Here is a 16,216-nt window from a genome sequence, read left to right as displayed (position 1 = left end):
ATTACTTCATTTTAAATAGAAAACGCCGTATCAATTATCTCACTCTGCTCCTGTGCATGCACCTTCATATAACCAGTGGCCGTGGCAGCGCTGGGCTGGCGGCTGATCACACCGTAATTGATCGTCTTCAGGTTCATTTGCAGGTAAGCCGCAGCGCCCATATTCAGCGGCTCTTCCTGTACCCAGAACCAGGTGGCCTTGCTGTACTTGGCATACAATGCCTCCAGTTGCTTCAGCGGCAGCGGATACAGTTGTTCCACACGGATGATGGCCGTATCTTTTCTGTCCTCTTTTTGCTGACGTTCGGCCAGGTCAAAATATACTTTACCACTGCAGAACAATACCTTTTTCACCTGGTTGGCATCGCCCACAAAAACATCGTCAATCACTTCTTTGAAACCACCCTGCAGGAACTCCTGCTGTGGTGAATAAGTACCGGGGTGACGAAGATTGGCCTTCGGCGAGAAATTGATCCAGGGCTTGCGGAACGGCCAGGCCAGTTGCCTGCGCAGGGCATGGAAGAAGTTGGCGGCTGTAGTAATATTGGTAGCTACCATATTCAGCTCGGCACACATCTGCAGGAACCTTTCCATACGGGCACTGCTGTGCTCAGGTCCCTGTCCTTCATAACCATGTGGCAGTAACATGCCCACACCATTCATGCGGTTCCATTTCTGCTCACCGGCAGCAATGAACTGGTCAATCATCGTTTGGGCGCCATTACAGAAATCGCCAAACTGCGCTTCCCACAATACCAGGGCATTGGGGTTGGCCATGGCATAGCCATATTCAAATCCCAGTACGCCATATTCGCTGAGCAATGAATTATAGATCCTGAACTTGCCTTTGGCATCGGGAATATTGCTGAGGCGGCTGTAGGCCTTATCGGTATTCTCATCACGCAGCACAGCATGGCGGTGCGAGAAAGTACCGCGCTTCACATCCTGTCCGCTCATCCGCACATCCTTGCCATCCAGCAGCAGGCTGCCGTAGGCCATTAGCTCACCGGTAGCCCAGTCTATTTTACCTTCTTCATTAAACAACTTTACTTTATCCTGTAGTATCTTTTCCACCTTCTTCAATGGCTTGAAGTCATCAGGCCATTTCATGAGGGCTTCAAATACCTTCTTGAAATCAGCATCACTAATAGCGGTGAAAGGGCTCTGGTCAAAATCATCTGCATTGGCTTTGCGCAGGGTCTTCCAGTCCAGCTCCGGCTGTTGGTAGTGATAGGGCAAAGGATTCTGCTTTACATCGTCCAGGCGTTCCTGCAGGTCGGCCCAGAACTTCTTCTCCATCTCCTTGGCCATCTCTTTGGCATCGGCTTCTCCGTTTTCCAACAGGTAAGAAGTATATTCTTCGCGGGGATTGGCATGCTTTTCAATCAAGGCATACAGGTGTGGCTGGGTAAACTTGGGGTCATCGCCTTCATTGTGACCATGACGGCGGTAACACACCATATCAATAAATACATCGGAATTAAACTCCTGGCGATAGCGGGTGGCTATCTCCACGCATTTTACCACTGCCTCTGCATCATCGCCATTCACGTGCATCACCGGAGCCTGGATCATGGCAGCCAGGGATGTACAGTAGTCAGCGCTGCGGGCATCTTCAAAATCGGTGGTGAAGCCGATCTGGTTATTGATCACAAAGTGGATCGTGCCACCGGTGTAATAACCTTCCAGGTCGCTCATCTGCGCCACTTCATACACTATACCTTGTCCGGCTACAGAAGCGTCGCCATGAATGAGGATGGGTAATATCTTATCAAAATCACTTTCGTACAATACATCCGCTTTTGCGCGGGCAAAACCAACTACCACCGGGTCTACCGCTTCCAGGTGCGAAGGGTTGGGCATCAGCTTCAGGTGAACCGTTTTATTAGCAGGCGTCTGCACCTCACTGCCATAACCCATGTGATACTTCACGTCGCCGCTGCCCATTGTCTGGTCCAGCTTGGCGGTACCTTCAAACTCACTGAAGATCTGCTCATACGTCTTACCCATAATATTCGCCAGCACATTCAGGCGGCCACGGTGGGCCATACCGATCACTACTTCCTGTACATGATGGTCGGCAGCAATATTGATAATGGCGTCCAGTGCGGCAATCGTCGTTTCACCACCTTCCAGGGAGAAACGCTTCTGGCCGATATACTTCGTATGAAGGAACTTTTCAAACAATACCCCCTGGTTCAGCTTTTCAAGGATCCGCTTTTTCTTTTCCACCGCAAAAGGCTTATTGAAATTGCGCTCCATCTCACCGGTAAGCCAATCTACCTTTTTCTGGTCACTGATATACTTAAACTCGATGCCCACGTGGGCTGCATAGCAGTTTTGCAGGTGGGTGAGGATATTACGGAGGGTGGTAGTACCCAGGCCGATCATATTGCCGGCATGGAATGTTTTATCAAGGTCTTCTTCTGTAAAACCGAAGAAGGCGAGGTCCAGGTTAGCGCCCCTGTCTTTACGGGGACGGATGGGGTTGGTTTTAGCGATCAGGTGACCCTTATTGCGGTAGCCGAGGATAAGGCGATAAGCGCCTACCTCTTTCTTCCAGTCAATACCGCCGGCAACGCCTGTAGCTTCGGCAACAGCCATACCATTGGCGCCGTTCCTGCCTTCACCGACAGCAAAGTCAAATCCTTCGAAAAATTTCTTGAGCTCCGGATCCACACTATTGGGGTCTTTCACAAAATCCTGGTAGAGACTCTCAATAAAAGCCGGAGATGAACTGGTGATGTACGAAAAATCCTTCATGAAGAAGCCATTGAATGCTAAAAGAATATAGGTATTTAAAATCGGGGTACAAATATAACCACAGATTCCCTGATTAACAGCCTATGGGGCTATTTTATTGCATTTAGATAACAAGGAATAGCATACACTTGTTCTCCACGGGGTTTTAACTGCTACCTATTGATTTTGTACCATTTGGATGCGTTTTAGAAAATAACCCCCTTTTTTTTTGATTATTCCCTGTTGGGCGTTACCTTTGCCGTCCTAAATTTTTCGAAAGAACATGGCAAATCATAAGGCTACCAAAAAAGATGTGCGTCAGGCTACCAAACGCAGGGAAAGAAACAAGTATTACGGAAAAACTACCCGTAATGCCATCCGTGACCTGAAAGCGTTGAAGACCGGTAAGGAAGCTGCTGAGCAGTTGCCTGATGTTGCCTCTATGATCGATAAACTCGCTAAAAGAGGTATCATTCACAAGAACAAGGCAGCTAACCTGAAAAGCAAGCTGACTAAGAAAGTGAATGCCCAGGTTGCGGCAAAATAGTTTTTCCGAGACTCTTTATAAAAGCTACTGTAGTCCCCTCACTCGTGATGGGACTATTTTTTTGTGTCTGGCCCTCTGTATTACACCCTCCTGCCTGGCCGCCTACACTTTACAAAAAACAAAATATGTCAATAGCTACAGAGAACTTACAGAGAACATACAGGGAACTTACAGAGAATCTATAGAGAACGTCATTTTAGGATCATCCGGGGATTACCCGTAGATTATCCCCAGGTTACCCTACCCAACCATACTGCACACCCTACTCGTCCTTACTTGTAAACAAGGCATTCCCCATAGGGTTGAGTACCTCTCTGTGACCAGTCATAGGCACTGTTCCCGGCAATTGCAGAGAATAAACTACCTGTCCGGGAAACCGCCAACTGTAAACCGAACCTTTATCATCATGAACATTCGCTTTGCTACCTACCTTTTCTTACTGATTACCAGCTTATTGACCACGCAAACTGCCTGCGCCCAGGAAGATCCCTGGAACCTGTCCCTGGATCAATTCAATATTACTTACCACAGCTTTGCCCCCTGGTACAAAACCTCTTATTACAAAAAACAATACCGGATAGCGCCCGACAGCATCACCCGCTACCAGGGTCGCTATGCCGCACGGCTTCAATATGCCCCTGAGGCGCCGGATAGGTCCGACGGGCAATTTGTAAACATCATCTATCCCGATGTGCCCTGCAAAAAACTGAAAGTCACCTTCTATGCTAAAATTGCGGGAGGAAAACCCGGCGGGGTAGGCGTATTGCTGAGCCAGGACAAAGGAGAAAAAACCACAGCATCAGACATGCTGACCATCCGCGACACCGCCTGGACCTTATATTCCCTCGAGTTGGATATGAGTAAATTCAGCTTTCCCATTGACCACATCCGTATTACAACAGGTTATAGCGGAGAAGAAAGCATGTGGCTCGACCATTTTACCATACTGGCTGATGGAAAGCCCATACAGGAAACCGCGTCTTTCTGCAAGCCGGTCAATGAAACCATACAACCACTCACCCGGGAGCAGGTTACCCGCCTGGCCCTGCTCGGGCAAATCTGGGGATTCCTGAAATACTATCACCCCGAAGTAGCCAAAGGCAACCTCAACTGGGATATGGAACTATTCCGCATGATATCCATTGCCAAAAACACAACCACCGATGCTGCCTTCAGCGATTCGCTGTTACACTGGATAGAGGAACAGGGAACAATAAAAGCCTGTCGCGACTGCTCAGCCGAAATGCCCAAAGAAGCACTCGCCTACAACATTGACCTGGACTGGATGAAAGACCCGCATCTTTCTGTTCCCTTGCAGGATAAACTACAATTCCTGCTGGCCAACCGCCACAAAGGGCCCGGGCACTATGTGAAGTACGACAGGGCCAGTAATGCACTGTTTCAAAATGAACCGGAATACAAGTGGCGCAACAGCGATTATCCCAATGAAAACTTCCGGTTGCTGGCACTATTCCGTTACTGGAACATGATCCATTACTTCTATCCCTATAAAAACATCATTGGCAAAAACTGGAATGAAGTGCTCTATACCTTTATTCCCCGCATGGCAGAGGCCAAAGATTCACTGATCTATAATACATTCCTGGTTCAATTGATCACCAGCGTGAACGACTCGCATGCCAACAGCTATAACCGGATCGTAGCCAAACAATATGAACTATACCTGCCCGTAATCACCTACATCTACAATGACGAGCTCATAGTAACGGGGATATATAATGATTCTCTTGCAGCGTTGGCGGGTTTGCAAAAAGGAGATGTGATCGAAAAAATAGGAGACCATACCATAAAACAACTCATCGAAGAAAGAAAAGGACTGATGAGCGGCTCCAACTACCCTACCACCTTACGCAGGCTAAGTTATCAGAACACCATTGCCGGTGGCAGAGAACCTCAGGTAATGCTCACGGTGCGCAGGAATGGCCGGTCTTTTACCAGGCAGGCCCAACGATATACTTACGACGCACTTAACTACCAGTATAAAAGAGACAGTACTTACTGGAAGATCTTACCGGGCAACATTGGCTACGTCAACATGGGTTTGATAGAAAGGACGCAGGTGGATAGTATGATGCAGGCATTGAAGGATACAAGGTCTATCATTTTTGATACCCGGAACTATCCCAGGAGCACAGTACAGCAGATCGCTGAGTATTTGAATGCCGCACCTGTAGCCTTTGCCATATACACCTATCCCGACTTTGATTATCCCGGCGCTTTCAGGTGGAGTAAAGAAATTTCGAAATGTGGGGCCTGGGATAAGAAAAACAATAAATTCCTGTACGGTGGTAAAATAGTGGTGCTGGTCAATGAAACTACCCAGAGCCACGCAGAATGGAGTACAATGGCCTTTCAATCGGTACCAGGCAGTTATACCATTGGCAGCCAGACCTCCGGCGCAGATGGCAATTCCTCCCTGCTCTACCTGCCCGGAGGCCACTCTACTTACATGACCGGCCTGGGCGTATTCTATCCCGATAAAACACCCACCCAGCAGGTTGGGGTAAGAATAGACAAAACTGTTAGGCCCACAGCACAGGGCATTAAAGAAGGCAGGGACGAAGTACTGGAAGCCGCTATAGCCTACATAAATGGAAAACGTTCTTAGCTAATTATACCGCCTTTACGCCTTCCTCCAAAGAGTCCTGTGGACCGGCTAAGTCTAAAGAAGCCTGTCGAAGAGTAGCACGCAACGATACTGCTTTGGAGAAATTATCTTCCATAATGCTATACTGGCGGTACGATCGAAGCCGCCGCTTTAAAAGGGTAAGTTTTAATTGGTATCCGATCCGTTCTGCAGGGCTTTTTTTACTAAAAGCATTTTTGAACAACAGGGAAGCTGTTTTCTTTACATGGTACCCAAAGCTCTTGATCAGTTCCCGGCGAAAGACCTTCCTGCTGGTACTGCCTGTTTTCAACAGGATCTTATAAGGCTCCAGTACAGAAAAGCAACGGGAGCTTTCTTCTATATACGTGAGGCAATACGCTTGCGTAAGCCTGTTGGAAGTAATAAAATGCTGGAAATACAACCTTTCATCATACCAGATGCTATAGCCGGCTAAGGCGAGTGCATAACACAACTCATAATCTCCCCCCGAACTTAACTGGTAACCTACCCGGTCGGTCAGGGCAGAAATAAAGCCATTGCGTACGAGCGCTTCATAAGCCGATTTCCGGAGGGTGGCGCCGGCGCCATACACCACTCCATCTGCTACCTGCCCGTTCTCTGTAGCCTGTGCACCGCCGGCATACAGGTTTAAGATCGTGATCCATTCCGGCGGTGGTGTCTCATAAATAAACTCTCCACGCCCACCCAGCAAACCAATAGCAGGATGCTGCTCCATGATAGAGAAAACAGTCTCTATATAGGAAGGCCCCAGCCAGTTGTCATCATCGCAGAGAATAATATATTCATAAGCGGCATGGGCAAAGCCTGTTTCCCGGGCATAAGTAAGTCCGGGCCTGGGTTCCGTTATAATTGTTAGCTCAAGGGAGGTATCATACTTTTCCCAGCCCGATTGTGCCAGTTGCGCCGTATTATCAGCAGAAGCATTGTCTACCAGGATTACCTCACAGGGTAAGGAAGCAGGAACATGTTGTTGGGCAATATGCTGAAGGGTGGCGGGCAAACGCGCAGCGCCATTATACGTGCATATCAGGATAGTAATGCCTGCCTTCATCAATTGTTTTTACGTGGTATGAATGAGGTTATATTCAAAGCCATTTTGGTATACAGCTTGGCGATCTTCCAATACATCAACGGATCTTTGTGCATCAGCAATGCTTCCTGTACCTGCGTTCTGGCTCCCTCCCGGTTATGCAGACCATACCACAGGTCATTGGCTATTTTGATAGCGTAATGGGCATAGAACTTCATCGCTTTCTTATAAAGTCTTTCCCTGTCAGGTTCCGGCAGGTACTGCTGAATAGTTTGGATCACCCATTGCAGGTCCTTCAGGTTTTTCGCAGAAGTATAAGATTGCCCGGAAATGGAAGCCATGTGGAGGCGGTAGGCAGCCAGCACGGCAGGTTCATAGGCCACCGGATAATCACGCGCAATGCGCATCCACATCTCCCAGTCTTCGCCATAATCAACGCCATAGAAACCACCCAGCTTTTCATATACCTCCCTTTTCACCGTAACCGTGCAAAACTGAAGCCGCTGCCGTTCGGCCAGGCGCAGCAACCAATTGTCCAGAATACCCGGCGTATCCATTTCAGCATCCCGGTAATACAGCGGCTTGCTGCTTTGACCTATATAAACATACCGGCAAAAAGCTGCCCCGATCTGCGGATAACGGTCAAACAGGCGTTGCATGCTATCATAATAACCAGGCTTGATAAGGTCATCGCCATGCAGAATATGAACAAGGTGTCCGGTGGCCCTGTTAATGCAGGTTTCAAAATTCCGCAAACTGCCCACATTCTGCGGCTGCCGGAAATAGCCCACCCGGCCATGACTTATCTGCTGCACCAGCGCTGCCACATCAGCATCTGTACTGCCATCATCAATTACTTCGATCTGCATCTGCTCTTCAGGCAGTGCCTGCTGCAATACAGCCTGTAGTGTTTCTGAAAGGAAACCCGAGCAGTTATAAACCGGGATCATTACCGACCAGCGGGGCCGGCTCTCCTGCTTCGGAAGCGGTTTAATAGGGGGAGGGGAAGACGGAATTCTTTCCACAGGCAAACATTAAACTTTCTTATCTATTTTCAAAGGTATGTATTACACATTGTTATTCAACATGACCTGGATCAACACCAAACCGGAAAGGAAACTGCGGACGCACAGCCCCCTTCCACTTGCCAAACCAGGTAGTGCCTTCCCGGTAATCGGCCACTTCAAAATGGATCCCCGCCTCGTGATAATATACGGGAATAGAGGTATCCCGGACGATGATCAGTGAAAAATAATAAGATCCGTCATTCAGGAAATGACCCGGGATGCGGCACTCGCCCTGTATGATCCCCGCCGGACAAACCGCCACTGGTGAAGCTACATCGAAAATGCAGTCCCCCGCATAATTATGCAGGTGCAGTCCGGCATTGAGCACCATGCCCGGTTCATTATTATAAATACTGAACTGTACGGTCAATGGCGTACGTATATCTATTACGTCGCCGGGGTTCTTAAGATCGGGGATCAGCTCAAATGACAATATCCGTACCAATTCATTACCGGGCGCTGTTGCAATATCCGCCGATTGAAAACCCAGCTTATGTTGTTGCAGGCTGCCGATATAACTGTTCACCACCTGGGCAGCAGTTCCCATCGTTACCAGCTTTCCCTGCTGCAGCCACATAGCCTGGCGGCAGAGGTGATTAACAGCCTGCATATTGTGGCTCACAAATAGAATTGTGCGGTGACTTTCATTCGCCACCTGCTGCATCTTGTCCAGGCATTTCTTCTGGAAAGCCGTATCGCCTACGGCCAGCACTTCATCCATGATCAGGATATCCGGTTCCAGGTGAGCGGCCACTGAAAAAGCAAGCCGCACATACATACCGGAAGAATAACGCTTGACCGGTGTATCGATAAACTTTTCAATACCTGAAAACTCAACGATCTCATCAAACCTTTGCTTCACCTGGGCTTTATTCATGCCCAGCAAATAGCCGCTGATATACACATTCTCCCGGCCGGTAAGCTCTCCATGAAAGCCTGTTCCTACCTCCAGCAGGCTACCGATAGTACCCTTGCCCCTCACCTGCCCTGCGGTGGGTTGAATGATCCGGGATATGATCTTTAATAAAGTAGATTTACCGGCGCCGTTATTACCAACAATACCCCATATCTCGCCCTGCCTTATCTGGAAACTGACATGGTCCAATGCTCTTACCTCCGATAAAGAATGCGCTCCCCGATTATCACCGGTATGAAAAAATGGGTCCTCCCGGCTGGTCAGGTTCTTTGTCCACCATCTTTTGAGGTCCTGGCGGAAAGAGCCTGTACCTGCTACGCCCAGCCGGTACAACTTGGATACATCCGTTGCTTCTATGACGATATCGCTCATATTGGTTATACTACATCTATCAGCCTAACGGCCTGTTTATTAAACCAGGCCAGTGAAAAAAAGAATAACAGGGTTATAGATAACGTACTATACAGCAATTGTCCGGGGGTAAACGTACCCTGCCCAAGCAAGGCATACCTGAATACCTCAAAGAGCGGCGATAAAGGATTCGCATTCACAAACCACCTAATACCCGGCGGCACCAGCGACACAGGATAGATAACCGGCGTTACAAACATGAATAGCCGGATACCCAGGTGAACAATATTCGTAAGGTCACGGTACCTTGCCGTAAGGATAGAAAATATCAGTCCGAAGGATAACGCAAAAAGGGCGGTGAGCAGCATGGCCACCGGCAGAAACAGTGTCCAGGCATTAAAAGTAACCGGGTAATCGCGCCAAAGCCAGTAATAACCAAATACGATCAGCAGCAATACCAGTTGGATCAGGAAGCGTACCACATGTGTACCGGCAACCGATAAGGGAACAATGAGGCGGGGGAAATATACTTTGCTATAGAGGTAACTATAATAAGTAAAAATAAAAGCAGTGCCGGTAAACAGGTCGTTGCACAAACCCCATAAAAGAATGCCGCAAAGAAAGAAAAGTACCGGCGGCGCCGAACCGGTAGGAATACCCATCCAGTGGCCGAATACCCACACATACACCACCAGCGTTAAAGCAGGTTGTAATATTACCCACAAGGGGCCCAGGATCGTTTGCTGGTAATTGACAAGGAAGTCCCGCTTGATAAACCGGAACAGCAGGTGCCGGTAGGCCCATAACTCATGCAGCGACCAATTGCACCAGCTACTGCGGTTACTGATTTCCCAATCCCAATGTTCATTTGTGCCGGCCTCTGACGCCATGTGCAAATATTATGCTTAAAGGTAATAAACGATTCCTGATCAAAGCCGCCTCTATAAATTTAAGTGAAAACAAGTCCTGGCCGGCTTACTTAAATTTGGCTTCCTTATTTTTATAGCATAACCAGCCAAAATGAGAACAATTCTACTGTGTTTTTGTGCCTTTATTCCGTTCCTGCTTACAGCCCAGACCATTTCCACGAAGTATGAACAATCCAATTACCAGGAAACACCCACCTACCAGGAAGCGATTGCCTGGTGGAAACAGTTGGATGAGCGATTTCCGCAGGTCAAAATGCTCACCATGGGACCCACTGATGCAGGCTTTCCCTTACACCTGGTCATTGTGTCGGCCGATAAAGACGTAGACATTGCCAGCCTCAAAAAGAAGGACAGGCGTTTTATCCTGATCAATAATGGTATCCATCCCGGCGAACCCGATGGTATTGACGCCAGCATGTTGCTGGTGCGTGATATAGTTACCCATAAAAAGACCTTACCGGCCAATTTGGTGCTGGCTATCATTCCCGTATACAATATTGGCGGCTGCCTCAACCGCAGCGCCTTTTACCGGGTAGACCAGAACGGACCAAAGGAATTTGGCTTTCGCGGCAACTCACAGAACCTGGACCTGAACAGGGATTTCATCAAAGCCGATTCCAAAGAAGCGAGGTCTTTCGCGGAGATCTTTCACTTGTGTGATCCCGATGTATTTGTAGACAATCATGTGAGCAATGGCGCCGACTACCAACATGTCATGACCCTGCTCACCTCCCAGCACAGCAAGCTGGGCGGGGCAATGGGTGAATACCTGAATAAACAATTTGAACCGGGCTTGTATGCACTGATGAAAGAAAAAGGGTACGACCTCGTGCCTTATGTCAGCTTTGGGGGTAATACACCCGATGCAGGCCTTACGGCTTACTTTGATGGTCCCCGCTACAGCAGTGGTTATGCTACTCTGTGGCACACCTTTGCCTTTGTGCCCGAAACACACATGCTGAAAAGCTATGAGCAAAGGGTACAATCCACCTATGCCCTGATGGAAAGCTTTATCGCATTCACCACTAAGAACAGCCAGGCCATTAAACAACTGCGGGAACAAACCAAACAATCAGTAAAGCAACAAACAGATTTCCCGGTTAGCTGGGTATTAAACAGGAATAAAAATGCAGAAGTTACTTTTAAAGGATATGAAGCCATCCGCAAGCCCAGCGATATTTCAGGCTTGTCCAGGCTCTATTATGACCGTAGTAAACCTTACGAAAAGCAACTGAAATATTATAACTACTTCGATGCCAAAACTACCATTAAAAAACCGGCAGCTTACATCGTACCACAGGGCTGGTGGAAGATCATTGACCTGTTGAAACTGAATAAGGTGCAGATGAAGCCCTTGGCCAGAGACACCGCGATGGAAGTGGAAGTATACCGCATTGAAGATTATAAAACCTCTCCCCGCCCCTATGAGATGCACCACCTGAACACTGATGTGAAAGTGAGTGCCAGTATGCAAAAGCTCTCTTTCCGCAAAGGCGATTACTATATCCCCATGAACCAGGTGGCCAACCGCTTTCTCATAGAAGTACTGGAACCACAGGCTGATGACTCTTACTTTGCCTGGAATTATTTTGACGGGATACTGGGACAAAAAGAAGGGTTCAGTGGCTATGCATTTGAAGATATTGCCGCACAATACCTGAAAGAACACCCTGAACTAAAAACCAAACTGGAAGAAAAGAAAGCTACGGATACCACCCTCGCCAAAAGCGCCGGCGCGCAATTGGATTTTATCTACAGGAATTCACCGTATTATGAACCGGCGCACATGCGGTACCCTGTATTCAGGATAATTGAGCATTGATTACTGAACATTCTTAGCCTATGTATAAAACAATTACTTTTTTATTGGTCGCTACCATCTGTTGCTATACCAGCCTGGCACAAAAAAAGCAACCAGACACCATCCGTAAATACCTGACCCTCGGGCTTGCCCTCACCAATAAAGCCAACGGTGAGCTACCGGCCCTGGCGGTAAAAACCGGTGATCATTGGTTATTAATGTCTGTATACCCCGATACCAATGTTTTATTGAAAGCTTATTTCCAGGATGAGAAACTAACTATTAAAGATGGGCCCTTTACACTGTATCATCCCAAAAAAGTGAAGGCGGCAGAAGGGTCTTATGAAAATAACATCAAACAGGGGCCATGGATGTTTTGGTACCCGAACGGAAAGCTGAAAGATTCAGGGGCCTACAAAAACAATCATTACACAGGAGAATGGCATAGGTGGAATGATTCGGGTCAGTTGGTATCTATTATCAATTACCCTGGCCCCGAAAACATTAATACAGTGACCATTGGTATGGGAGGAAAGTTTGACAAAAGGCCTTCCATATTGGCAGGCGATACCAGTGTTAGCATTATGCAGGGTACCGCCATGAACTTCTATCCGGATGGACAGTTGCGGGACTCCGGCGCCTACAAGCTGGACCGTAAGGACGGTGTATGGAAGAATTGGTATAAGAATGGGAACCTTGAATCAATGGGTTCCTACATGCACAACATACAGGAAGGTGAATGGGAATATTTCCGGGAAGATGGCACCCGCAGCAGCCGGGAAAAATATGTAAAAAGTAAAGTAACCGCCCTGGAGTGCTTTGATGAACAGGGCAATTTCTATGGCAATACCTGCGCTATTCAGAAACCACCGGTACCACAGGGCAAATTCCTCGACTTTGACAAATATGCCCTGGACAATATGTTCTGGCCCGAGGAACTTAAAAGAACCGATATCGAAGGCACAGTGCATATAAAATATACCATTACCAAAGAGGGCAAACTGAAGGACCTGAAAATACTATCATCACCACATAAACTCATGTCGGATGAGGTCATCCGCTTCTTCAATACCATCGGGCAATGGTCACCGGCAATTTCGCACAACCGGCCTATTGACTACACCGTTCGATACCAGGTACCTTTTTACCGGTAAGAAGGAATTCCCGGCCAAAAGTGCAGTCATCCTTGGTTTTAAAATGATCAGGCAATAATCAATATTATTAATCAGTAACTATTGATTATTGGGGTACGCCTGATGCTGACACAACAATGCCATAATTATTTAACGCAGCTTCTGGTGCTTTGCCAGTCGCTGTGCAATAAAAAAAGTACTGGCCACAATGGCCACGCTTAAATAACCTACCCAGTTATACCGCTGTATCTTCCCATTGGCGCCTTCCACCACGATCAAACCTGCGATAATGGAAGCCAGGCCGGTAAACAATTGCTGGAAAGAAGAAATAAAACTCATGAACTGCCCGCGCTGTGCCGGGTTCACCACCGTAGTGATCATGGCCTGCGCCGGTATATTACGGCCGGAAGAGAACACAAACCATACAGCAAAAATGGCCAGTACGGCTACAAAGGGAATACCCGGCATATTCGTAATGAAAAAGATAGGCGCCAGCGAGCACAACATACAAATAGTAAAGATCCTGAACTTACCATACTTGTCAGACAACTTACCAATGATAAACGACGACACCAACGTACAGCCGCCCCCAATCATATAAATGAGGGGTGTTTGTGTCTTGGTAAAGCCTTTATTAAATTCCATGTAGGGATTAATAAAAGGTATGATCATAAAGTGGCCCAGCATGAGTAAGCCCGACAGGAACAAAGCTGTTAACTGCGCCTTATTATCTACAATATCACCCAATACTTTAGACACATCGGGTTTATAAGGCGCCTCTCCGGCGGTTACAGGCGCCAGGTGCACCTTCATAGACGGGAGGAAACGGATAATAAAAGGCACAATACAGGCTCCCAGGATGCCGATAAAGATAAACGGCGCATGCCAGCTAATAAGACTGGCCAGGTACAGGCTGAAGGGAACACCCACAATAGACGCTACAGAAAAAGCCATGAAAATAGTCCCCATCGCCTGCCCTCTTTTTTCATAAGGGAATATATCGGCAATGATAGACAATACCTGCGCACCGATCAATCCGCCAAATACCCCTGTCAGTACACGGGCAGCCATCAGCAGGCCGGGACCAGGGGCAATACCGCAACATACCGTACCAATAATAAAACCGCAATAGGCAAAGAGCAATACCTTCTTACGGTCAAAGCGGTCAACATAAAAAGCAGCGATCAATCCTGATATACAGGCCGTAACAGGATAAGCTGCTACTATCCAGCTAAAAAAATGGGTAGATATCTTGAAATACGGCATGAGGTAATTACCCAGGGGCATCATGATCATGAAATCAAGTATATGGGTAAAATTCAGGCAGGCTAATATGAAGAGAATGATCCTTTCCTTGCGACTCATAAAATCATGCTGGTTTTAATCGTTAAGACACATCCATAAACAATCTTTTCCCGGTATTGTTGGGAACAACAATCTTATTTTACGCAGTATGCTCCGGCTGTAATCCAGGTGGGGGAGATGCAAATATCCGCAATGGGACGTAGTAAAGCAGGACGTTTTGAGCCAATGGCAGTAATAAGTGGATGGATTGAAGGAAAAGGCGTATCACTTGTATAAACAACAATAATCAATAATTATTAATAAATAACTATTGATTATTGTTGCCATTCTATGGTTATACCGTCTTTATCGTAAGCGCCCCACTATTAATTGGCCGCAGCTTTTTCCCTTACCTGATAACCACCAGGCACCGTACCAAAAGAACGTACAAGGCGGTTCCATGTATTGATCTGTGCAATCACCAGGGTAAGATGGGCAATTTCCTTTTTAGAAAAATACTTGTCCAGCTCATCATGAATATGATCGCTGTGCTCTTCCGCGGGCAGGTGGGTCAGCGTTTCTGCAAAAGCCAGGGCCGCCTGCTCTTTGGGTGTATAATAGGGTGTCTCCCGCCAGGCTGATACGGAGTAAAGCCGCTGGGGTGTTTCGCCTATATGAATAGCTTCCTTGTAATGCATATCAAGGCAATAAGCGCAACTGTTAATTTGTGACACCCTGAATTTCAGCAGCTTTACCAGTTTCTGATCAAGCCCTGATTTGGCAATATAGGCTTCTACATTGGCCATGAGCGGGTACATGCCTTCAGGCCACTCTGAATGGGGAATCCTTTCCATATTATTTTGTTTTTATGATTTATATATAGAAAACAAAACAGGGAAAGCAAACGTGACAGGTTCCGGCAATTATTTTTGAAGCTCTTTTAATTTATCGGGATTGCGCATAAAATAAAAGTTCTCCACCTGCCCGTCCCGGATGGAAAAGATCTGGCAGGTAACCAATTGTCCATTGTGGTAATAGAACAAGGCAGGCTCATGATTCACTTCTCCTTGTTCAATACGGGTCTCTTTATAACTCTTGGTGAAAACACCCACCAGGAAGCTGATAACGGATTTAATGCCCATGAGCGGTTTGGTAGCGGCCACTGCCTTTCCACCTCCGTCTGACAGGAGGACCACCTCATCATGCAGCATTTGCTCCAGTTGCCGGGTATCGCCTTCCCGGATGGCGGAAAGGTATTTATCAATATAACCTGTTTGTACAGGTTGGGGCTGACGGCTAACGGGCGTCCCTTTTTGAAGTTGTACTTTGGCCCGGCTCAACAGCTTCCTGGAGTTTTCCACACTGATGTCAAGCACACCGGCAATCTCTTCATGGTCATAATCGAATGCCTCTTTGAGAATGAAAACAGCCCGCTGCCGGGCATTCAGTTTCTCCAATAACACCATCAGGGAATACGATAACACCTCTTTTTGCACAATGGCCGCATCGGCCTTTTCCGTAGCTACCGGTTCCGGCAGCCAGGGACCAGTATACGCAGCCACGATCTTCTGTTGCCTTTTCTTGGCATTAATGGAAAGGTTAACAACTGTACGTATTAGGTAGTTGCGCTTATCCTCGATCTTATCACTGTCTATATCCATGAACTTCAGGAAGGCATCCTGCACCACGTCTTTTGCTTCTTCATAAGATCCGAGGATATTATAAGCGTAAGTAGTCAACAACGGCCTTAACTCTTCCATAGCTATT

12 protein-coding genes are annotated in these 16,216 nt (G+C 47.4%); 4 read left to right on the top strand and 8 right to left on the bottom strand.

Annotated features, from left to right (window positions below):
* Positions 1 to 11 precede the first annotated feature (11 nt).
* Positions 12 to 2,762 carry a 2-oxoglutarate dehydrogenase E1 component gene (locus tag HB364_RS18970; protein ID WP_167289868.1) on the bottom strand — a complete coding sequence of 917 codons (2,751 nt, stop codon included), beginning with the start codon at positions 2,760 to 2,762 and terminating at the stop codon, positions 12 to 14.
* A 262-nt stretch (positions 2,763 to 3,024) separates the two neighbouring features.
* On the opposite strand from HB364_RS18970, the gene rpsT reads away from it, so the two are divergent.
* Entirely contained in the window at positions 3,025 to 3,288 is a 264-nt protein-coding gene (gene rpsT, locus HB364_RS18965) for a 30S ribosomal protein S20 (RefSeq protein WP_167289867.1), read from the top strand.
* A gap of 406 nt (positions 3,289 to 3,694) precedes the next feature.
* Entirely contained in the window at positions 3,695 to 5,917 is a 2,223-nt protein-coding gene (locus tag HB364_RS18960) for a S41 family peptidase (RefSeq protein WP_167289866.1), read from the top strand.
* A 4-nt stretch (positions 5,918 to 5,921) separates the two neighbouring features.
* Here HB364_RS18960 and HB364_RS18955 read toward each other — a convergent pair whose 3' ends face one another.
* Genes HB364_RS18955 through HB364_RS18940 form a run of 4 tightly spaced genes read right to left on the bottom strand, consistent with a single transcriptional unit; the run spans position 5,922 to position 10,192 of the window.
* On the bottom strand, positions 5,922 to 6,989 hold the full coding sequence (locus HB364_RS18955; protein WP_167289865.1) for a glycosyltransferase: 1,068 nt from the start codon (positions 6,987 to 6,989) through the stop codon (positions 5,922 to 5,924).
* Positions 6,989 to 7,993: a glycosyltransferase family 2 protein gene (locus HB364_RS18950; protein WP_208420021.1), complete on the bottom strand. Its 1,005-nt coding sequence runs from the start codon at positions 7,991 to 7,993 to the stop codon at positions 6,989 to 6,991. Before HB364_RS18950 ends, HB364_RS18955 begins: the two co-directional genes overlap by 1 nt.
* 52 nt (positions 7,994 to 8,045) lie before the next feature.
* Positions 8,046 to 9,323 (bottom strand): ABC transporter ATP-binding protein, encoded by a 1,278-nt coding sequence (locus HB364_RS18945; protein WP_167289864.1) that lies wholly within the window; start codon positions 9,321 to 9,323, stop codon positions 8,046 to 8,048.
* Between the two features lie 5 nt (positions 9,324 to 9,328).
* Complete coding sequence (locus HB364_RS18940) at positions 9,329 to 10,192, bottom strand: ABC transporter permease (protein ID WP_208420020.1); 864 nt, start codon at positions 10,190 to 10,192, stop codon at positions 9,329 to 9,331.
* Between the two features lie 130 nt (positions 10,193 to 10,322).
* On the opposite strand from HB364_RS18940, the gene HB364_RS18935 reads away from it, so the two are divergent.
* Both HB364_RS18935 and HB364_RS18930 read left to right on the top strand, forming a co-directional pair.
* Positions 10,323 to 12,053: a M14 family metallopeptidase gene (locus HB364_RS18935; protein ID WP_167289863.1), complete on the top strand. Its 1,731-nt coding sequence runs from the start codon at positions 10,323 to 10,325 to the stop codon at positions 12,051 to 12,053.
* Between the two features lie 20 nt (positions 12,054 to 12,073).
* On the top strand, positions 12,074 to 13,186 hold the full coding sequence (locus tag HB364_RS18930) for an energy transducer TonB (RefSeq protein WP_167289862.1): 1,113 nt from the start codon (positions 12,074 to 12,076) through the stop codon (positions 13,184 to 13,186).
* A gap of 129 nt (positions 13,187 to 13,315) precedes the next feature.
* On the opposite strand, the gene HB364_RS18925 is transcribed toward HB364_RS18930, so the two are convergent.
* The 3 genes from HB364_RS18925 to HB364_RS18915 all read right to left on the bottom strand — a co-directional run bounded on the left by HB364_RS18925 (position 13,316) and on the right by HB364_RS18915 (position 16,209).
* The gene (locus HB364_RS18925; RefSeq protein ID WP_167289861.1) at positions 13,316 to 14,530 is read right to left on the bottom strand and encodes an MFS transporter; all 1,215 of its coding nucleotides are present in this window, start codon (positions 14,528 to 14,530) and stop codon (positions 13,316 to 13,318) included.
* A gap of 305 nt (positions 14,531 to 14,835) precedes the next feature.
* On the bottom strand, positions 14,836 to 15,303 hold the full coding sequence (locus tag HB364_RS18920; protein ID WP_167289860.1) for a carboxymuconolactone decarboxylase family protein: 468 nt from the start codon (positions 15,301 to 15,303) through the stop codon (positions 14,836 to 14,838).
* 69 nt (positions 15,304 to 15,372) lie between these two features.
* On the bottom strand, positions 15,373 to 16,209 hold the full coding sequence (locus tag HB364_RS18915; protein WP_167289859.1) for a sigma-70 family RNA polymerase sigma factor: 837 nt from the start codon (positions 16,207 to 16,209) through the stop codon (positions 15,373 to 15,375).
* Positions 16,210 to 16,216: the final 7 nt, after the last annotated feature.

It is taken from the genome of Paraflavitalea devenefica (genome assembly GCF_011759375.1).
Lineage (GTDB): Bacteria > Bacteroidota > Bacteroidia > Chitinophagales > Chitinophagaceae > Paraflavitalea > Paraflavitalea devenefica.
The sequence above is the reverse complement of the archived record's forward strand: the minus strand, read 5'-3'. Positions and strand labels throughout refer to the sequence as shown.